Source organism: Spirosoma koreense, from assembly GCF_054777875.1.
Genome location: NZ_BAAHAC010000029.1, coordinates 217,184 through 238,276, shown reverse-complemented (window position 1 = coordinate 238,276; position 21,093 = coordinate 217,184). Strand labels below are relative to the sequence as shown.

Genomic DNA, 21,093 nt, shown 5'->3' with positions numbered 1-21,093 from the left:
CTGTTAAGACCAGCAGATTAGTTCTCCAGAGCCTGGTAAACCTGAACGTCAAATTTCTGGTCGAGTTCACCGCCGTGGCTGGTCCCCCACATCTGCTTCATCAGCACGACGCAGAGTTTTTCTTTCGGGTCCGCAAAATAATGCGTGCTAAAAGCCCCGCCCCACGAAAACGTCCCGACACTACTGAGGTCTTTTGCGTGCCCGACTTCGTTGATGACGCTGAAACCCAGGCTGAAGTAATGACCGGCGTCCGGATAATGCGTGCCGGTCTGGTTGCTTTGCGTAAATAGCTCCACTCCTTTCCGACTGAGTAGTTGCTTGCCGTTATAGACGCCGTTGTTCAGGAGCATCTGCAAAAACAGCGCATAATCGTAGGCCGTACTAGACAGGCCACCCCCACCCGAAAAATAAGTTTTGGCACCGGTAATGGGGTAATCCGGATTGGCGGCCAATCCATGGTTCAGAGCGAGCTTTACCAGCTTTTTGTCTTTACCTTCTGAATATAAAGGAACCAGCCGATCCTTCTTCGAATCGGGCAGATAAAAATACGTGTCCTTCATACCCAGCTGCTCGAAAATGCGGGTCTGAAAAAACTGGTCCAGCGGCATTCCGGAAACCACTTCCACCAGATACCCCAGCACATCGATGCTCAGGCCGTAGGTCCACTTTTCACCCGGCTGATGGTTGAGCGGCAGCTTTCCCAGCTTCTTCACTACGTCGCCAATTTTTATATCCTGCACCGTAAAAGCGTCAAGAATACCCGCTTTGGTGTAGATGGCCCGCATTCGGCTATCGCTCGCAATGACGTTGTAATTGATGCCCGACATGTGCGAAAGCAAATGCCGAATGGTAATTTCCCGCTTGGCCGGAACCGTCGTATAGGTGCTGTCTTTTTCGTTGAATTTGTCGAGCACGACGGGTTTGGCAAACTCCGGAATATATTTGCTGATCGGGTCGTCGAGCATAATTTTTCCCTCTTCGTGCAGCATCAGCACCGCCAATGAGGTAATCGCTTTGGTCATGGATGCAATTCGGTAAATGGCATCTTTCGCCAGCGGCTTGTTCGTTTCCAGGTCCGACTTTCCGAAGGCTTTGTAATACACGATTTTCCCGTTGCGCACCACAAGAGCCGCCACGCCCGGAAACGCACCGTTGTCGATGTAGGACTGAATAAGCCCATCGACCCGGCTGAGCCGTTCGGGCGAAAAACCGGCCGTTTCCGGGGCCGCCATGGTTAAAACCGGTGCGTTTTGTTTGGTATTGGTTTGAGCGCAGACCGGTAGCGTGCTGAAGCCTGCCAGCACGAAAGCGCGAACGACTGATTTAAGAAACATAAAGGCAGGAGTTACAAGGGAAATAAGGCGCGTTGATCAAAAACAGTGTGCCGGATAGCCTCCGCGGCTTTAGTTGTCTACATCCCTGATGGTCGGGCGATTGTCGTTTGTGCGTGTTTCGTAGGGTATGCGAAACGCGCTCAAGTCAGGAACGTGCGGGCGCTTGCGGCTCAATTCGTACTGGTAGATGGTCTGCCCAAGCTGGTACATGAACGGGTGCCCGATGCTTTCGAACTCATATTTATCGTCGTTCAGAATTCCGTCGCTGTTCACGTAGAGCGTGGCGCTCAGCATGTATTCGATCTTGTTGTCGAAATCCGCCACGTACGATGCATCGGTCAGAAAACCGTAAGCCCAGCCTACCTTGTTGAACACCCGGACACCCGCTGGCATCCGATGATGCAGCGTATCCATAAAAAAGAATTTGACGTAGCTGTCGTAATACTGTTTCGGATCGTATTTGGGGTAATTGGTTTCGCCAGGATACTGCGAAAGATACTGGTGTAGAAACCGGTAGTCGTCGGCCGTCAGGTTGAATCGCTGTTTTGCCGGAACCGACAGCGGAAACATCACCGATTGCAACACCTGCTGAAATGCTTCGAGCGGAAATTTATTCCGCTCGGTGAAGTCGAACGGCTCATGAACCAGGCTGTCGTTGCCCGTGAGGTAGCCCTTCCCTAGTTTAGCCACGCGCCGGAAATCGAACGGATCCGGATTATAGGCCGCAGGCTGGGCATAAATCAGCGTACCATCCTCCCGGATAAACCGAACCGGGTTGGTGTGCCGATTCTCGTCGGGTGTCATTCGCACAAACCGGTGGGTGATGCGGGTATCCAGATAGCCTTTGTCGTGTAAGGATCGGTTGATGTCGCGCTGGCCTACAAACTCATACATGCGGCTGTAAGCGTCGTTGTCGCTGACCAGAAACGCCTTGCGGATGAACTGAGCGATGGAGGGGAAGCCCGTTTGCGCCGTATGGTCGGTCCATTCTTTGGTTTGCTTGCTGTAAGCGCTGTCGAACTGCATGGCCGTAAATTTCGTGATGGCCGGATTCTCCAGGCTGTTGATTTTTTCCAGCGATAACAACGCCAGCGGCAGCTTTACCGTCGAGGCCGGATTGAAATACACCGTGCTATCGACGTGGAAATAATAATTCTGAAACGAAGGGACGTTGTTTTTATCCCGGTCGATACGGGTGTAAATAATCTGCAGCCGGTAGGTATCTGGCTGCTGAATGACCTGCTGAAAAATTTTGTGTCGGTTCGAGGCAAACAGCTGTTGCAGAAAGGCGTCGGTTCGGGCCTGTCCGTAACCCGTAGTGGCTACAGACATGGCTAAAAGTCCCGACAGGAGTTTGGTAGAAAAGCGCATGGGCAACAAAGTACAAAAGAGACCAGGCAATCGCAAGTCTACTTCCAAAAGCCCTATGGCGGCTACTGAACCAACTGCGAGAACAACCGGGCGAGCGTTTCGGCTGCGTCGGTGCACAAGCCCGGATGAACGGGCGAGGTTTGCACAACGGTGCTCCGGGTGGCCGTCAGCCATCGGAAACGTTCGGCGATAGGGAGCCGGCCAATGACGCCCCCCTGCGGACGACCGGCGCAGATTTGCTCGAAAGCCCGCAGCCGTTGCTCCAGTTCGGCCAGATCGAGTTTGTCCGAGAACACGCGCAGTCTCGGCTCGTTCAATTCAGATATAGCTTGGAGGAAACCCTGCGCGCGACAGTACAGAATGACGCCGACGTTGAGAAACTCCTGCCGTTCGACGTACGGAACCACCCGGATGATGGCGTATTCAAACAAGTGCTTTTCTGGCATCGTTGGCTTCCTTAACAAAAATGGCGGATGAGGCCAGTCGTTCGGTTAAAAACTGGGCGTAAACCTGTCGTTGCGTCTCCACCGGGGTCGTCGGATCGTTGCCGGTCAGCCAGTCGTCCGGAATCAGCGCAACGATAGCTTCGAGGTGGTCGGCCGTCAGCACCTGCCGGAAAGTTTCGTCCACGGCATCGAGTTCCGTAGCCAGGGGTAATAAAACATGGTCTTTGATCTGCGCAAACGGTCGCCGACTCGACTCGGGCCAGGCAGGTCCCGTATGATGCACATAAAGCGCAGCGCCATGATCGATCAGCCACAGTTCTTTGTGCCACATGAGCAGGTTGGTATTACGGGCCGTACGGTCGACGTTCATCACGAAAGCGTCCAGCCATACGATCTGCGACGCCAGCCGTGCACTGACATCGTTGATGACCGGATCGAACGTAATGGCTCCGGACAGGTAATGCAGGCCGAGATTCAGCCCCTCGCTGGCCCGCAGCAGATCCTGTATTTCTTCGTCGGGCTCGGTACGTCCGAAAGCCTCATCCAGCTTGGCAAAGACGATCTCAGGTATGCGCAAACCGAGTGCCCGGGCAATTTCGCCCGCTACCAGTTCGGCAATGAGCGCTTTCGTGCCTTGACCCGCTCCCCGAAACTTCAGGACGTACAGAAAATCGTCGTCGGCCTCGACCAGCGCGGGCAGCGAACCGCCTTCGCGTAGCGGAATGGAATAGCGCGTGACATTGACGGTGCGCAGTTGGAGAGGGCTATAACTCACAGGCTGATGATCCAGACTTTATTCCTGCCCGCCTATGCGTAGCCGTCGGCTAGCCGCGCGGCAGAAATGGTCGGGAAATTTAAGGGTTATTCCTGAAAGATAAGCGGCCTCATGGCATTCCAGTGGTCGGGTACGACTAACGCGAAAGCTAGCAACAGAGCTATTCCGGCTAGTTATGTACTGGTTTCCGCCCGTTGTTCATTCCGTCGGGTAGCATGTATAGTGTCCGCTATCTTTGTGATACTGAATCGGTTGGGCTGCGCCCGATCTGAAATCCAAAACCAATGAACGCCCTCCATCCATCGAACTCGCTGACTAGCCCTTATCGCGACGCTGGCCTGAATAAAATTTATAGCCTTCTCTTTGCCGACGATCTCGCCCTGTACAAAGCTCAAACGCAGGCGGAAGCTTACCCCTGGGACGTACTGCTGGCTGACCAACCGGACACCGATCGGTTAAAGGCGGTGGCTACCGACACTCAGCTGGAAACCCGGCACAAGTTGCTGGCTTATCATCGGCTGCGGCAAAATGGGTTTCCGATTCCCGAAAAAATTCTGCTGGGTGTAATCATTGAAGTGGGCCTGTCCGACGGACTCGACGTACTGGCCGCGTTCAGCGATGGCAGTTGCCGGTATATCAATCATACCGAAAAACTGCTGGTCTGGGATACACAGACGCCCCAGTCCCGGCAACTGGTCGATCAACTGTTTCTGGACAGCCTACCCATTGTTGGTCGTATCGGGCCGTGGAATAAAGACCGTACGCCATTTCCTGCCCACGGTCGGATAAGGCTTAGCTTTCTGGTATCGGATGGGTTTTATTTTGGGGAAGGACCGTTTGACGCTTTGCAAAAAGACGCTCTGGCCGGTCCGGTCATCAACGCCGGTATTCAGCTGATGGCCTATCTGATCGAACAGGCTACTTAAACGAGTAAGCCAGAATGATGAATTGGGGGCGTTTCGCTGAAGATCACTTTCAGTAGTACTTTAGCGGGCGGATTATGGTAAGGCCCGCTGGTCTTATGAGAAAACGATTCCTCCTGGTTCGATGAGAAAAAGCAGCCTCTGTCTCGTACTTCTGGTCATGTTACCGCTCCTGCTGCAGGCCCAGCATTGGTACAAAGGTAATTTGCATACGCATTCGCTCTGGAGCGACGGCGACGATTACCCCGAAATGATCATGGACTGGTACAAAGCCAACGGCTACCAGTTTGTGGCGCTGTCTGATCATAACGTCATTCAGGAAGTCGACAAGTGGATCAACGTACCGCACCAGACCGACCGTCGCCGGACGTTCGAGCGGTACCTGCGCACTTTCGGCCCCGACTGGGTCACGTATAAGCGGGGCCCCAATGATTCGCTGAAGGTCCGGCTTAAAAAGCTGGACGAATACCGAACGTATTTTGAAGAGAAAGACCGGTTTCTGATCATCAAAAGTGAAGAAGTGTCGACCAGTTACCAGGGCAAACCGATTCATATCAACATGACCAACGTGCAGCACCTGATCCGGCCACAACCGGGCAACAGTGTAGCGGAGGTCATGCAGAATAATATCGATCTGGTCGTGGCGCAACGACGGCAAACGGGGCAGCCCATGTTCCCGCACATCAACCACCCCAATTTTTACTATGCCGTAAAAGCCGAAGACCTGATGCAGCTTCGGCATGAGCGCTTTTTCGAAGTGTTCAACGGGCACCCGCTGGTGCACAACTACGGCGACAGCACGCATGCGGGAACGGAGTCGATGTGGGACAAGATCAACCTTCATTTTCTGCGGCAGGGCCGCCCGCTGATGTACGGCCTGGGTACCGACGACAGTCACCATTATTATTTTTTCGGACCGCAGTTCAGCAACTCAGGCCGGGCGTGGGTCATGGTCGACGCAGCCGACCTGAGCCCGCGTGCCCTTATCGAAGCCATGGAAGCCGGGCGGTTCTACGCCAGCTCGGGCGTCACACTGAAGCAATTGCCGCAGGCCGGCAAAAACCTGATCATTCGGGTAAAAACCGAGCCGGACGTTACGTATAAGATTCAGTTTTTTGGCGTGCGGAAGGGCCAGCAGCAAGCCGAACTGCTTCGGGAAGTGACCGATAGCGCGGCTTCGTACGCCTTGACGGACGATATCTGGCTGCTGCGGGCGAAGGTCGTTTCGAGCAAAGCGAAATACAACCCGTTTATGCCGGGCGACGTGGAAACCGCCTGGACCCAGCCCATGGCGAACCCGATTGTTCCAGAACCTCGGGTGGGCGTGGTACCGCTGCCGAACGTACACGCGCACAATGACTACGAGCAGTCGCGCCCGCTCTGGGATGCGCTCGATAACGGCCTGACCAGCATCGAAGCCGATGTTCATTTACTAAACGACACACTATACGTAGCACACGACCGGCCGACGTTCAGAAATTCGGCGGTAACGCTGGAAAATTTGTATCTCAAACCCTTGGCAGCGCGCATCCAGCAGCATAACGGGCAGGTGCTGGCCGGATTCAAAGGGCCGTTCTACCTGATGATCGACGCAAAAACGCAGGCCGACAGTACGTATCGGGCGCTCGATAAACTCCTTCAGCGTTATCGTGGTCTATTGGCTACAGGCAAGCAGCCGGGCGCGGTGACCGTTGTCCTGTCCGGAAATCGGCCGGTTCAAACCCTTTCCAAAGCGAAACAGCGCCTGATGGCGGTCGATGGGCGACCCGCCGATCTGGGAAAAGGGTACGATCCGACGCTTATGCCATTGATCAGCGATGCGTATCAGAACCAGCTGAACTGGCGGGGTAGGGGCGATATGCCCGCCGACGAATTTCAGAAACTGCGCCAGTTGGCTGACCGGGTTCATCGCGAAGGAAAAAAGCTCCGACTGTGGGCCAGTCCCGAAGATCCGGTTGTCTGGGCCAAACTCCGCGAAGCAGGCGTCGACGTGCTTAATACTGATCAGCTGGAACTGGTCCGGGAGTTTATCCTGAAGACCGATCAGAAATAACTTCATATAGTTTTCGCACCGTGCACCGGCTTGGCTTATTGAGTCTGTTTAAACTTTTGGTAGCCGGTTAAAAATGAGTGTTTTTATCATTCCGACGCAGGAGGAATCCACTCCGGCGGCCCAGTTAAACGACCATTCTTCGAAAGTAGGGACACTTTAAGATTCCTCCTGGTCGGAATGACAAACTAAGCCTCTGGTCAGCAATTCTCACGCGCTGGCGGCACGTCATTTGGCTGTTACGCATCCTGCCATTACCTAAGTATTATCCTCATTTTACGGCATTATTACGGCAGCCCAGAGCCGCTTTGTCAGCTTACCTCTGTGTGCGCAATGAATTAATTTTTAATTTAATTTAAAATTTGCCCGTTAGTTCATTAAGTATTCCCGAAAAATTCTGCAAATTTCGAGTTCGTAGCTATTTTCTTTGTTAACCTACATCAATCACTTTAATTTTTCCATTACCTATGCTAAAACACATACTTTGTTGTATTCTGGTGGTTTTGGCTGCTTCGAGCTCAGTATGGGCTCAGGACAGGCAGATAACCGGTGCCTTACGAGACGAACAGGACCAGGCCGTCTCCGGAGCGAACGTAGTGATCAAAGGAACTACGCGAGGCACAACGACAGATGCCGCGGGCGAATTTCGCATGTCTGTACCCAGCGGCAATACCATCCTGACCGTTTCGTCGGTAGGGTACATAACGAAAGACGTAACCGTCTCAGCCGGACAATCGCGGGTGACGGTGTCACTGGTGCCCGACGACCGTCAGCTGAGTGAAGTAGTGGTTACGGCGCTGGGGATCAAGCGGGAAGCCAAAGCGCTGAGCTACGCAACCCAAACCATCAAGCCAACGCAGATCAATGAGGTGCGCGACGGGAACGTGCTCAATACCTTACAGGGGAAAATTGCGGGGGCCTACATTACCCAGGGGTCGGGTGGGCCCGGTACCGGCTCACGGATTGTGCTGCGCGGCAACCGCTCGATTCAGGGGACGAACAATGCGCTGATGGTTGTGGATGGGGTCCCGATCAATAACAGCACCTTCGGGCAGGCCACCAGCGACTTCGGGAGCGTTGCCAACTCGGATGGTGCTTCGAACATCAACCCCGACGATATCGAGAACGTAACGGTACTGCGGGGTGCCTCGGCCGCTGCCCTGTACGGTAGCCAGGCCGCAAACGGGGTAATTCTGATCACGACAAAACGCGGAAAGTCCGGCCGGATTTCGGTCGATATCAACTCGGGGGTCTCGGTCGATAAACCCTTTGCTTTACCGATGGTCCAGAATACCTACGGGCAGGGGGTTGGCGGTGTGCTGAACGCCGAAAAAGGCGACAGCTGGGGAGCGGCTATGACCGGTCAGTCGTATACGAATTACCTGGGTAAGCAAGACACATACTCCGCCCAGCCAAACAACATCCGCGATTTCTTCCGTACCGCCGTGAGCTTCAATAACTCTATCGGAATCACCGGAGGCAGCGAAAAAATGCAGACGTACCTGTCGTATGCCAACAATACGCTGCAGGGAACCGTACCGGGTAACGACCTCGCTCGTCATACCATCAACCTGCGGTTGTCGAATCAGATCAGCTCAAAACTGTCGACCGATGCGAAAGTGACTTACATCTACCAGTCTGTACTGAACAAACCCCGGACGGGTGAAGAAAACGCGCCGGTTATCGACCTGTACCAGATACCCCGCAATGTTCGTCTGAGCGATGCACAAAATGCTTCCGCGCCGAACGCGTTCGGATTACCCACGCCCACGGCCTGGCCATCGACGCTCAATTCGATCTATCAGAATCCGTATTGGATGACGAACCAGACGGCCATCAACCAGTACCGCGATCGGGTCATCGGCTTCGTGTTAGCCAAATACCAGCTGACGGATTTTCTCAGCATTCAGGGGCGGGCTAACCTGGATAAATACTTCGACAAAAACGAAGAAAGCTATTCGCAGGGGACGATTCTTTGGGCCAATCAGGCAGGCGGTAAATTCTCCCGGAACAACATTATCAATACCCAGACCTGGTACGACCTGCTGATCGAAGGGAAAAACAAGCTTAGCAACGACCTGACACTCGACTATCAGGCCGGGGCGATTCTTCAGGATATCCGCTATCAGTCGACCAGCGCGCTGGCCGATGGGCTGAATGTGCCGAACCGGTTTAATCTGGCTTTCGGCACGAACCAGAGCCTGGTCGACGACTTCTCGCGCGTGCAGACGCAGTCGCTGTTTGGGCAGGCATCGCTGGCCTGGCGGGACGCTGTCTTTGTAAACGCCAGCTTCCGCAACGACTGGTCGTCTACCTTACCTAAACCCTACTCGTATCAGTATCCATCGGTAGGTGCTTCGGTGGTACTGTCGGACCTGCTGAAACTATCGGGGCCGCTGTCGTTCCTGAAAATCAGTGGATCGTTCGCACAGGTGGGTAACGCAGCTTCGCCCTATCTGCTGAATACGAGCTACTCCTACACGCAGGGGGCTGGTTCGGGCTTTATCAGCCGGGATGGAACCCAGGCCATCGGTAACCTGAAACCTGAAATTACGAAAAGTGTAGAAGCCAGTATCGATGTTCGCTTTCTCAATAACCGGCTGGGCGCTACGATTACGGGGTATAAAACGAACTCCGTCAACCAACTGCTGAAACTGGGCCTGGCTCCCGCATCCGGGTTTAAAGACCAATACATCAACGCCGGGGACATCCGGAACATGGGTCTCGAACTCGTAATCAATGGAACGGCGATTAAAAACGATCGCTTCTCCTGGGATGTGACCTTCAACATGGGGCTGAACCGCAACAAAATCATCAGCCTGTCTCCCGATATCAAGACGGCTTTCCTGTCGGGTGGTTATGGCCGCTCGGCTTCGCCAATTGTACAGGAAGGCGGTTCTTACGGCGATATCGTAGCGTATCGCTGGCAGAAAGACGCCAACACGGGGCAATACCTGATTGGCTCGCAACTGGTAACGAGCCCAACAGGGGCGACTTCGGTAGCGTCGACGGGGCTACCCATCGCTACCAAAGAGCAGGAATATCTCGGCAATTTCAATCCGAAAATGCTCCTGGGCCTGACCAATACGTTCACCTACAAAGGCTTCTCGCTGCGTGTGCTGGTCGACGGCCGGGTGGGTGGCATCGCGGTATCGGGTACCGAAATGAATCTGGCCTTCAGCGGCATTCCGGAAGTGACAGCTCAGAATCGTGGTACAGTTGAAAACGGTGTTCAGAAAGGTAACTGGGTGTTGCCCGGCGTTACGGCGGGTGTAACCGGGGGCGACGGCACACTGATCGGCGCTGGCCAGGCCAACAGCACAGCCATTACGGCCGAGCAATTCTGGCAAACCGTATCGGGTAAGCGTTACGGATGGGGTGAATTTTTTGCCTATGATGCGACCAACTTCCGCGTTCGGGAACTGTCGTTGGGATACCGGATTCCGGTGCCGTCGAACTTCTTCATTAAGTCGGCTCAACTGTCGTTCGTCGCGCGCAACCTGTTCTGGCTCTACCGTGGCAAATCCATTCTGGACATTCCCGGCATTGGCAAGCGTACGATGTGGTTCGATCCTGACATGAACCTCACCAACGGTAATTTTCAGGGTGTCGAATACGGTACGCTGCCGTCGAACCGGAGCCTGGGGGTTAACCTGAAACTTTCTTTCTAACTAGAAAACCATTGTCAATATGACTTCTTATAAAACGCTATTCCGTCAGACGGTTGTGGCAGCTGGGCTTTCAGCTTCCCTGTTCTGGGCGGCAGGGTGTACAAAAAATTTCGATGAGATCAACACCAACAAAACCAAAGTAACTATCATTGGGGCGGGTGAGATTCCGTATCTTTTCTCTAAAGCACAGTCGGCCGCCACGCTCCCCGGAGGTAACTATCAGGTTGGTCAGAATTTGTTCTCCGATCAGTATGCTCAGTATTTTGCCTGCGTCGCTACATATTTTCCTTCCGACCGGTTTGTCATCCGGATGGACTGGCTGCAGGGCCCCTGGACGGCGCAGTACACCGAAGTTGTGCCGCAGCTGAAAAGTATTTTTACCAATACCGATGCCAACTCGGCGGAGAATGCACTGGCCAGCATCTGGTGGGTGTATTCGTTCCACCGCTGGACAGACTACGTCGGTCCGATTCCGTATTTCAAAGCGGGTGATCCCGCAACGGCGGTCGCCTACGATTCGCAGGATAAAATCTACGACGATTTCTTCAAGCGCCTGGCAGCTGCAACAACGCTGCTGAAAACGAAGACGTCGGAAAAACCCTACGGCTCGTACGACCTTGTCTACGGTGGGGATGTGACCAAATGGATCAAGTTTGCCAATACGCTCCGGCTTCGGCTGGCTTTGCGCATCTCCAAAGTCGATCCGGCCCGCGCCAAAACAGAGGCTGAAGCCGCTGTAGCCGGCGGAGTGATGACAACGAGCCCCGACGATGACGCGCTGATTCAGCGGAGCACCAAAGGGGGCGATAACAACGGATTGTCCATCATGTCGGACTGGAACGAGTTTCGGATGAGTGCGGCTATGGAGTCGGTCCTGAAAGGATACGAAGACCCACGGCTGCCAACGTACTTCCTGCCAGCCGTGAAGACCAATACCTTTGAAGGCTTGCGCAATGGTCTGACCAGCACCCAACTGACCGACCCCGCTAATACCGCTGATTACAACTCGCACGTAGGCCAGCGCTGGACCTCGACCGGTCTGGCTACTCCGCAGAACGTCATGGCGACGGCCGAAGCGTATTTCCTGATGGCCGAGGGCGCGCTCAACGGCTGGAACATGGGCGGAACGGCCAAGGATTTTTATAACAAAGGCATTGCCGCTTCTATGGCACAATGGGGCGTTACGAGTGCTGCGGCCATCACGGCGTATCAGACCAGCACCAAAACGCCGGTGGCACCCAACGATTATCTGAAGTCGGCTCCGCTGAGCACGATTCCGGTGGCCTGGGGCAGCACTGAAGCGATCCAGCGGGAGCAGATCGGTACACAGAAATGGCTGGCGCTTTTCCCCGACGGTTTCGAAGGCTGGGCTGAATACCGCCGGACGCGTTATCCGAAACTGTACCCGGTTGTGAATTCCGACAATCCGGACATTCCGGCGGGCGGTGTACTGCGTCGGATTCCGATCCTGCTGGTCGAGCAACAAACCAACGCGGTCGAGGCAACCAAAGCGGTTCAACTGATTGGCGGACCGGATAAAGTAACGACGCCCCTGTGGTGGGATAAGAACTAATTTGTATAAATAAAGAGTGACGGAGGACAACACAGAGTACACGGAGAAATTTCTCTGTTATCACTGTGTTGTTCTCCGTCTTTTTATGAAACCTGTTCGATAGTTCCAAATGAGCTTTTTTGTCATGCTGACGAAGGAAGAATCTCAGGTTGTCCTGAAGCACGAGTGAGGAGATTTTGAGATTCTTCCTTCGTCAGCATGACAAAAGCCATTAGTGAATAAGAGTTTAAGCAGGTTCATGTTTAACTTTCAGGGTATGAAGCTACTTGTCCTTAGCCTACTGGTATTGCTCTTCACGGCGTCCTGCGACAGTCAGGACACCTTATTTGAAAAATTACCGTCGTCGCAAACCAACGTCACCTTCAAAAACATGCTTGAGGAAGCGCCCGATTTCAACGTCCTGAAATACGGCTATTTCTACAACGGTGGGGGCGTGGCTGCGGGCGATTTCAACAACGACGGTCTGACGGATTTGTATTTTACCGGCAACCTGAATGCGAACAAACTTTACCTCAACCGAACCGAACCCGGCTCCGGCAAACTGACTTTCGACGATATTACTGACAAAGCTGGCGTTGGTGCAGCCGAGGGCTGGAACACCGGGGTTTCGGTGGTCGATATCAACGCCGACGGCTGGCTCGATCTGTACGTTTGCCGATCGGCGGCCACCGATGTTCGCCTGCGTCGTAACCTGCTATTTATCAATAATAAAAATCTGACATTCACCGAGAAGGCTGCCGAATACGGGCTTGATGATCCGGGGTATTCAACCCAGGCGGCTTTCTTCGACTACGACCGCGACGGCGACCTGGACTGCTTTTTACTCAACCACTCGGTCCAGGAGTTTGCGGGATTTAGCCGCATGCTCAGCAGCTACAAGCAACAGACGAACCCTAATTATTCGAGTAAACTTTTCCGGAACGAAAACGGCAAATTCGTCGACGTATCGGCGTCGGCGGGTATGGTTTCCAACGTGCTTAGTTTTGGGCTGGCCGTGGCCGTCAGCGATTTCAATAACGACGGCTGGCTCGACCTGTACGTTTCGAACGACTACAACGAAAACGATTATCTCTACATCAACCAGCCAACGGACGGTCCAACGGGTCGCGGTCCGACGGTTCGGGAGTTCCGCGAGGTTATACGCGATGCTATGGGCCACACATCGCTCTATTCGATGGGCTCGGATGCCGCCGATGTCAACAACGATGGGCGAATTGACCTGCTGACGCTCGATATGCTTCCCGAACGGAACGAGCGGATCAAACTTACCTCTGGCGACGATAATTACGATAAATACGATCAGTTGCTCCGGGCGGGCTTTCACCACCAGACCATGCGGAATATGCTCCAGTTGAACGTGGGGGAAATGGCAGTGGGCAGAGGGGGTGGGGCAGAGGGTATTGGCTTGAAAACACCCTCTGCCCCACCCCCTCTGCCCACTGCCCCGATTTTTTCCGAAATCGGCCAACTGGCGGGTATCTCGAATACGGACTGGAGCTGGGCGGGCTTGTTCGCGGATTTTGACAACGATGGCTGGAAAGACCTGTTCGTTACTAACGGCTACGCGCGCGATTACACGAATATGGAGTTTCTGAAGTTCACGATGGATGAGCAGCTGAAAACCCGTCAGACCGGTACCGCGTCCGATCCGATGGCGGTCATTGCCAAAATGCCCAGCATTAACCAGCCGAACTACATCTTTCGTAACAGGGGTGACCTGACGTTTACGGACGAAACCAAAGCCTGGGGTTTCGATGAACCCACGCAGTCGAACGGGGCGGTGTACGCCGATCTCGACAACGACGGTGATCTGGACCTGGTGATCAATAATGTCAATGCCGAAGCGGGGATTTACGAAAACCATGCCGACAAAACAGACCAGAACCACCACCTCAGCCTTCAGTTGAAAAGCCCGAATCCGGCGCAGCTGATGGGCGCGCGGGTCGGCGTCTGGGCGGGTGGGCATCGGCAGGTACAGGAGTTCATGCCGGTGCGTGGGTTTCAGTCGGCTATGTATGGGCCGCTGCTCTTTGGTCTGGGCAAAGTCGCCCAGGTGGATTCGATTCGGGTGAACTGGGCCGACGGAAAAACGCAGCTTGTGCGGCCAACCGGCCCCGTCGATCGACTGACCGTAGCATACGCACCCACTGGTGTAGCGTCACCAGAAGCTGGGCCAAAACCGTTCTGGCAGGCTGCGAATAACCTGAACGTCGTGGAGCGTGAAGACACCGTAAACGATTTCAAGATTCAGCCACTATTGCCGTACATGCTTTCACAAACGGGAACCCGGTTTGCGGTAGGTGATATAAACGGCGATGGTCAGGACGACCTGTTCGTCGGCGGAGGGCGTGGCCAGGGTGGGCAGGTATTGCTGCAACAAAGCGGCCGGTTTGTGGCCATGCCCCAGCCTGCGTTGGTGGCCGACCGGGGGTTTGAAGACGCCGGAGCCGAGTGGTTCGACGCCGACGGCGACCGCGATCTGGATCTGGTAGTGGCCAGTGCGGGTTACGAACTGCCGATCGATGATGCCCGATTACAGACCCGATTGTACCTCAACGACGGCACCGGGCGCTTAACCAGAGCCACCAACTTTCCGGATGTGCGCGTCAGCGCGTCCTGCGTTCGGACGGCCGATATAGACGGCGATGGCGACCGGGATATATTCGTTGGCGCACGGGTTGTACCCGGTCGATACCCCGAGCTGCCAACCAGCCATTTGCTGCTCAACAAGGGTAACGGACAGTTTACCGACGCCACGAACCAGCAGCCAATATTGGCACAGACGGGTATGGTGACGGACGCGGCTTTTGCCGACCTGACCCACGACGGCCATGTCGACTTGCTGGTAGCGACCGATTTTGGACCCGTACAAGTGTTCACTTTCCAGAACGGGAAGCTTCAGCTTCTTGCCGATGCGTTACCCACGACCACCGGCTGCTGGAATCGACTGCTGGTTCTGGATTTCGACCACGATGGTGATCTGGACATTGTCGCGGCCAATACCGGACTCAACAGCCAGGTAAGCGCTACGGCGCAGCACCCACTGCTGCTGTACGGAATCAAAAACATATCCGGAGGCATCCTGCCGGTTATGGCCGATTACGAGCGTAATGGTGGTAGCAGCGCTCAACCCCACCCGTTCAATGCCCGCGACGAAATGCTTGACCAGGTGGTGGCGCTACGGAAAAAATTTACGGATTATACCAGCTATTCGACAGCCACGATTACCGATCTGTTTGAGCCCGACGAACTGAACAAAGCCCAGAAACTCGAAGCTGCTGAGCTACGCACGGTCTTGTTCCGAAACGAAGGCGGGGCGGGTGCTGGTCGCTTTGTCATGCAGCCGTTGCCGGTGGAAGCACAGATAAGCCCGGTGTATGCGATGGCTGCGATCGATGTCAACCGGGACGGCCTGCCCGATCTGATTCTGGGCGGCAACCGTACCTACAACCGCGTCCGGCTGGGAAAGAACGACGCAAACCGAGGACAACTATTTATCAATCAGGGAAAAGGGGCTTTTGTCTATGTGCCGATGGCGCAGTCGGGACTTCTGTGGGATGGAGACGTCCGCGACCTGGTAACCCTGGCATCGGGCGGACAGACTGAACTGCTGGTGGGGGCCACCGGCCAACCAGTCCGGACTTTTAAGCTGCTTCGGTAAACATTATAACCAGGACGGTCGGTATTTCAACGAACAGCATCTCTAAAAACCCCGTGCCACGGCTCGAGCCGTGGCACGGGGTTGCTGTACCTCTTTGGAAACGCTGAAAACGATTAGTCGGCCGCGCGGCTCGTTTGCTGATCGTTTTTATAAAAGAGCTGGATCAGTTGACGTGCCTGATTAGAGGGATGATCGCTTAGGTCGCTTAGCTGTTCAAAGGCATCCTGTTTATCGGGCATGTCGTAATAAATATCTTCCAGATTGGCCGAGGTAATGAGGTGGATCGGCGAATTGGCTTTGCGGCTGAAATAGTAGTTTGTCAGGTGATAGGTCGGTCCGCCACTGAGAGCACCCGGATTGGTCGGTTTGCTGTAGATATAAAGGCGGTCCGTATGTTCAACGCGGTACAATTCGCCGTCGAAGCTGCGGTAATCGACCCCATCTTTGCGCTCGCCCCACATGTCGGCCAGGGGAATCTTTTCTTCGGGCGCGTTAGGCTGGTCGATTTTCAGGGTTCGTTTGAAAGCCTCCTGGCGTATCCGATAGCCTGACTGTCCGTTGTCGAAGCTGTCCGTTAGTTTATGCCTGGAGAAGTCACTGGCCGACAGGTATACGCCATTGTCGGGAAACGGAATAAACGAATTAGTCTGTTGAGCGATCGAAGAAAGGGGCAGCGCAGCGAAGGCCGCCAGTACTATGGTTTTCATGGTAATTGGATGAATTAGTGAAACGACATACAAAGCGGAGCGTCAGACCAGATTCTGGTTATTGAATACTGACGTTATTCCTGTATACATGCATCATCCAGTGTAATTGAGTTGGCCTGATCGGCGAAGCAAAACTGATCGAATAAGCTGAGAAGGACGTGAGTTGTTTATTAATTCGTTGTTAAAAAGCTATTTTAGGGGTCATACAACCGGCTCATGCATGAAACTTCAACAAACACTATTCGTATTCGCTGCTCTTTTGCTAGTCAACATCTACATCCAGGCTCAGACTCGTTCATCGGCTTCCATCGATAAGGAACTGACTGCACTCTTCGCGGGCATCCCCGATTTTAGTGGCGTGGTGCTCATCGCCGATAAAGGCAAACCCATTTATCAAAAAGCCTTCGGATACCGCGATTTCGATACGAAAAGCCCGATGACTACGTCGGCTATTTTTGAATTAGCGTCGGTGTCCAAGCAGTTTACGGCCATGACTATTCTGATGATGAAGCAGGAAGGGAAACTGGCCTACGACGATCTGATCGAGAAATACATTCCGGGGCTCCCGTATCCGGGCATAACCATTCGGCACCTACTCAACCATACATCCGGATTGCCTGATTATCAGGATGTCATGGATAAGCACTGGGATAAAAGCAAGGTGGCTGGCAACTCCGATAACATCGCTTACCTGATTCAGTATCACCCGCCCAGGCTCTTCGAACCAGGTACGAAATACATGTATAGTAACACGGGATACATGCTACTAGCCAGCATCACCGAGAAAGTATCGGGTCAGGATTTCATCGAGTTCTGCCGGGCGCGCATCTTCCGGCCGGTCGGCATGACGCATACGGACATCCGTACGCGTGAGGAGAAAATCAAATTGCCCAACATGGCCTGGGGGCATATGTACGTGCCCGAAAAAAAACGATACGTCCGGGCCGATTCGTTTCCGGAATTCAACTACGCCATCTGGCTGGGCAACCGCAAAGGGCCGGGTCGGATAAGTTCGACGGCAGCGGATTTACTAAAATGGGACCGGGTGCTGTATACCAACCGGCTGGTTAGCCAGCAAACCCTGAGCGAAGCGTTTACACCCGGCAAACTGAACGACGGTTCGCTGACCCATTACGGATTTGGCTGGGAGATAAAGCAAAACCCTGCGTTAGGAAAAGTTGTCTGGCACGACGGCGACAATCCGGGCTACAAAACCCAGATCATGCGCTACATCGATGCCGATAAAACGATCATCCTGCTCTGCAATAACGCCCACGAAAAACTACCGCTTATTCTAAAAACGATGGAGACATTGATTGAATAAGTAGCGCGGCCGAGCTGGTATCGCGGACTTTAGGCCTCATTTTTCATAGTGCGGACTAAAGCTGGAACGCCAGCCCGGCCGAGATACCTTACACCAGCCAGCGGATTTGCGCGTAAGCATCGTTCCAGAAATACCACTCCAGTTGGCTTGAAGTCCGGAACGCTTCCCGCATCAGAGCCTGCTCCGACGCGCCCGCTGACTCCGCCAGCCGATCCGTTATGGCCAGCATCTGGTTGACCGACTGGTCGAAAGCGTCACCCGCGTAGGTATCGATCCAGGTTCGGTACGGGTTTTCGGCGATGGCCCGCTTGTAAATGGCCTTGCCTACCTGACGGTAAATCCAGAAGCAGGGCAGAACGGCAGCGGCCCCCACAGCGATGGACTGAAGTGAACTGGTGGCCAGCAAATAGTTTGTGTAGGCAAAACAGGCTGGCATTTTCGTCGTTTCCGGCTGTATGCCGTACAGTGTAAAATAAGTTTCGTGTAACGCCCGTTCCACCAGGATTGCGTTCTGCGCAAACTGAGTGAACTGAAGCACATCGTCCGTCGTCAGAGACCGGGCCGCCAACTGATTGAGTGAACGGCTAAAGTCGGCCAGATACAGGGCATCCTGCTGAATGTAATATTGGAAGGTGGCTGGCGGCAGACTACCGCCGGTCAGTTCATCGATAAAGCCGTGCTTCAGAATCGATTCGTAGATGGGCGTAATATCCTGCCAGAGTTGCTCCGTGAAGACCATTGCTGTTATTGCCATACGTTAAAAAAATGGTGTACAGGCCCGTGTCCGTGCCCAAGCTGGTAGACCGACCCGGCCTGAAGCGCCTGCGTCAGGTACGCTTTGGCTTCGGTAACCGCGTCGAAGAGAGATAAGCGCCGGGCCAATCCGGCGGCAATGGCCGACGAAAGTGTACAGCCCGTTCCGTGCGAATTCTGGGTTTGTATCCGGGCGGTGGGAAACCAATGCTGCTCCGTGTCGGAAACATACAGCAGGTCGCTACTTTCGTCACTGCTCAAATGCCCGCCTTTGAGCAGTACCGTTCCCGAACACAAGCTTGCCAGATCGACGGCCGCCTGCTGCATACCGGCAATTGTCTCCACAGACCGGTTCAGCAGCACACTGGCTTCGGGCAGGTTGGGTGTAATAATGGTCGCGATGGGCAACAGGTACGTTTTGAGGGCATCGATGGCTTCGTCCTGCAGGAGCTTGTCGCCACTTTTAGCAACCATCACCGGGTCGAGTACCAGGTTGGTTACACCGAACTCTGTCAGGGTTTGCGCAACCTGTACGATAACCTCGGGCGAATGCAGCATCCCAATCTTAATGGCATCGGTACCAATGTCGCTCAGAACCGCTTTCAGTTGTTCGGCTATGAAGGCGGGAGAAACAGGAAAGATGCCCGTTACGGCTTTCGTATTTTGCGCCGTTAATGCCGTCAGCACCGACATGCCGTAGCAGCCGAGCGCCGAAAAGGTTTTCAGGTCGGCCTGAATGCCAGCTCCTCCGCCACTATCCGAACCGGCAATGGTCAGCGCGCGTGCGTATGTTTTCATAAATAGGGCGTCAGCTTAGGGTTGTTCGATTAGTTGAAGTAAGTGCCGGGTGGCTTCGTAGGGAGAAGGGTGGCCACAAATCGCCGATACGACCGCTGCTCCGCTGGCTCCGGCCTGCAGCACCTCGGCCAGATTATGGGCTTTGATACCCCCAATAGCGAAGGTAGGCAGAGACGTGCGCTGGCATAGTTCCCGAAGCCCGGCCAATCCGAGTAGGCTGGACGTATCCACTTTGGTGTCCGTCGAAAAAACAGTAGCAATACCCAGATAGTCGATGTCGGCCTGCGCAGCCGCCTGCAGTTCAGCCAGATTGTTGACCGACAGACCGATAAGTTTGTTCGGACCCAGCAATCGGCGAACCAGCGGGTAGGGCATATCATCCTGACCCACGTGGACTCCATCGGCATCGATAGCCATCGCAACGTCGACCCGGTCATTGATGATCAGCCTGGTACCGTAAGCCTGCGTGATGTGCCTGATCTGAGCGCCCAACTCCACAAAAGCGCGGGTCGATAAGGTCTTTTCGCGTAACTGAACCCATTTGACACCCGCCCGACAGGCTTCCTCGACCACAAACGGCAGCGTATGGCCCGCCTGATGGGCAATGGCCCGGTCGGTCACCAAATACAGGCCACTCACGATAACGACAGGTTAAGCCGGGCAGCAATGGCTTCTTCCGTCAAGCCGTAGAGCGCGTCCAGAAAATTGACCTGAAGGCTACCGGGCGCCGGCTTTGTCTGAACAGCCAGTTCACCCGCAATGCCCATCACGGCCATGGCATGCGTAGCAGCCTGAAAATAATCCGTGTCGACAGCGGCAAAGGCGCCGGTCAGGGCCGTAGCGGTACAGCCCATGCCGGTCACCGCCGTCATCAGCGGATGCCCGTTTTTGATAGTAGCCAGTTGATTGCCCCGCACGATGTAGTCACTGGCTCCGCTGATGACCACCGTACAGTTCCAGACAGTGCTTAATCGCCGGGCGGCTCCAATGGCCGAATACGAACTGTAAAGGCTATCTACACCTTTCGTTTGGGCGTTTAGCCCCGCCAGTGCCATGATCTCCGACGCGTTGCCCCGGATAATATCGGGCGACGCCAGGGTCAATAATTCCTCGCTGACCTGATTCCGGTACTGGGTCGCTCCAACGCCGACCGGGTCAAATACAATGGGTTTGCCCAGTTCCTTGGCCCGTCGCATGGCCAGTTGCATGCCTGCTACGAAGGTTGCATCCAGGGTGCCGATGTTGACCACCAGGGCATTGGCGATCGACACGAATTCTTCGACCTCCTGAGGGGCATGAACCATAGCGGGCGAAGCCCCCACGGCCAATAACGCATTGGCTGTGTTGTTCATGACCACGAAGTTGGTAATGTTGTGAATTAACGGAGCCTGCGCGCGGATTTGCGTTAAGCTGGTCCAGACGGAAGATGCTGATGGAGCCATGTTGCTGTTGGGAAGACTGTTTACAGCAACTTTAGGAGCGGGACACTGCCTGATCCGGTAACTTTTCCCTACGGCAGTACAAGCTGCATCAGGTAATGAGGGTATACTCTCAGTCAGACGCATTCGGCGCCGACACCCCTAAAGTTGCCTGGCAAAGGTAGCCGATTCCGGGCTTAGTAATCGAGCGAACAACCAGTTTTTTTGATCGACGCGCGGATAGGAGCCGGTTGAGTGGGTTAAGAAGTTTATACTGAAGGAATTATAG

The 21,093-nt window shown here is 54.4% G+C and carries 15 protein-coding genes and 1 riboswitch; of the genes, 6 read left to right on the top strand and 9 right to left on the bottom strand.

The features are described from left to right. Positions 1-17: 17 nt before the first annotated feature. The 4 genes from ACYVC2_RS28805 to ACYVC2_RS28790 form a co-directional block, all read right to left on the bottom strand. Complete coding sequence (locus tag ACYVC2_RS28805) at positions 18-1,334, bottom strand: serine hydrolase domain-containing protein (RefSeq protein WP_461108509.1); 1,317 nt, start codon at positions 1,332-1,334, stop codon at positions 18-20. Positions 1,335-1,403: 69 nt separating this feature from the next. Next, a complete protein-coding gene (locus tag ACYVC2_RS28800) occupies positions 1,404-2,705 on the bottom strand; it encodes a serine hydrolase (RefSeq protein ID WP_461108507.1) in 1,302 nt (433 codons plus the stop codon). A gap of 62 nt (positions 2,706-2,767) precedes the next feature. After that, a complete protein-coding gene (locus ACYVC2_RS28795) occupies positions 2,768-3,151 on the bottom strand; it encodes a DUF3037 domain-containing protein (RefSeq protein WP_461108504.1) in 384 nt (127 codons plus the stop codon). Further along, on the bottom strand, positions 3,129-3,926 hold the full coding sequence (locus ACYVC2_RS28790; RefSeq protein ID WP_461108502.1) for a HipA family kinase: 798 nt from the start codon (positions 3,924-3,926) through the stop codon (positions 3,129-3,131). The genes ACYVC2_RS28795 and ACYVC2_RS28790 overlap by 23 nt, the downstream gene beginning before the upstream one ends. A 284-nt stretch (positions 3,927-4,210) precedes the next feature. Between ACYVC2_RS28790 and ACYVC2_RS28785 the strand changes: the two genes are divergently transcribed. The 5 genes from ACYVC2_RS28785 (at position 4,211) to ACYVC2_RS28765 (ending at position 15,804) form a co-directional block, all read left to right on the top strand. Continuing rightward, entirely contained in the window at positions 4,211-4,852 is a 642-nt protein-coding gene (locus ACYVC2_RS28785; protein ID WP_461108500.1) for a hypothetical protein, read from the top strand. 157 nt (positions 4,853-5,009) lie between these two features. Further along, entirely contained in the window at positions 5,010-6,902 is a 1,893-nt protein-coding gene (locus tag ACYVC2_RS28780) for a histidinol-phosphatase (RefSeq protein WP_461108498.1), read from the top strand. A 464-nt stretch (positions 6,903-7,366) separates the two neighbouring features. Next, positions 7,367-10,570: a SusC/RagA family TonB-linked outer membrane protein gene (locus ACYVC2_RS28775; RefSeq protein WP_461108496.1), complete on the top strand. Its 3,204-nt coding sequence runs from the start codon at positions 7,367-7,369 to the stop codon at positions 10,568-10,570. Between the two features lie 19 nt (positions 10,571-10,589). After that, complete coding sequence (locus ACYVC2_RS28770) at positions 10,590-12,143, top strand: SusD/RagB family nutrient-binding outer membrane lipoprotein (protein WP_461108494.1); 1,554 nt, start codon at positions 10,590-10,592, stop codon at positions 12,141-12,143. 256 nt (positions 12,144-12,399) lie between these two features. Then, complete coding sequence (locus ACYVC2_RS28765) at positions 12,400-15,804, top strand: VCBS repeat-containing protein (RefSeq protein WP_461108492.1); 3,405 nt, start codon at positions 12,400-12,402, stop codon at positions 15,802-15,804. Between the two features lie 113 nt (positions 15,805-15,917). On the opposite strand, the gene ACYVC2_RS28760 is transcribed toward ACYVC2_RS28765, so the two are convergent. Next, positions 15,918-16,511 carry a hypothetical protein gene (locus ACYVC2_RS28760; protein ID WP_461108490.1) on the bottom strand — a complete coding sequence of 198 codons (594 nt, stop codon included), beginning with the start codon at positions 16,509-16,511 and terminating at the stop codon, positions 15,918-15,920. 220 nt (positions 16,512-16,731) lie between these two features. On the opposite strand from ACYVC2_RS28760, the gene ACYVC2_RS28755 reads away from it, so the two are divergent. Then, positions 16,732-17,835 carry a serine hydrolase domain-containing protein gene (locus tag ACYVC2_RS28755; RefSeq protein WP_461108488.1) on the top strand — a complete coding sequence of 368 codons (1,104 nt, stop codon included), beginning with the start codon at positions 16,732-16,734 and terminating at the stop codon, positions 17,833-17,835. Positions 17,836-17,923: 88 nt separating this feature from the next. Here ACYVC2_RS28755 and tenA read toward each other — a convergent pair whose 3' ends face one another. From tenA to thiM, 4 genes are read right to left on the bottom strand one after another with little or no spacing between them, the layout of a single operon-like run. Continuing rightward, complete coding sequence (gene tenA, locus ACYVC2_RS28750; RefSeq protein WP_461108486.1) at positions 17,924-18,589, bottom strand: thiaminase II; 666 nt, start codon at positions 18,587-18,589, stop codon at positions 17,924-17,926. Then, the gene (gene thiD / locus ACYVC2_RS28745) at positions 18,580-19,386 is read right to left on the bottom strand and encodes a bifunctional hydroxymethylpyrimidine kinase/phosphomethylpyrimidine kinase (RefSeq protein WP_461108484.1); all 807 of its coding nucleotides are present in this window, start codon (positions 19,384-19,386) and stop codon (positions 18,580-18,582) included. The genes tenA and thiD overlap by 10 nt, the downstream gene beginning before the upstream one ends. A 15-nt stretch (positions 19,387-19,401) precedes the next feature. Then, entirely contained in the window at positions 19,402-20,025 is a 624-nt protein-coding gene (gene thiE / locus ACYVC2_RS28740; protein WP_461108482.1) for a thiamine phosphate synthase, read from the bottom strand. Further along, complete coding sequence (gene thiM, locus ACYVC2_RS28735; RefSeq protein ID WP_461108480.1) at positions 20,022-20,828, bottom strand: hydroxyethylthiazole kinase; 807 nt, start codon at positions 20,826-20,828, stop codon at positions 20,022-20,024. Before thiM ends, thiE begins: the two co-directional genes overlap by 4 nt. A gap of 48 nt (positions 20,829-20,876) precedes the next feature. Beyond that, positions 20,877-20,978, bottom strand: a riboswitch (TPP riboswitch). Positions 20,979-21,093: the final 115 nt, after the last annotated feature.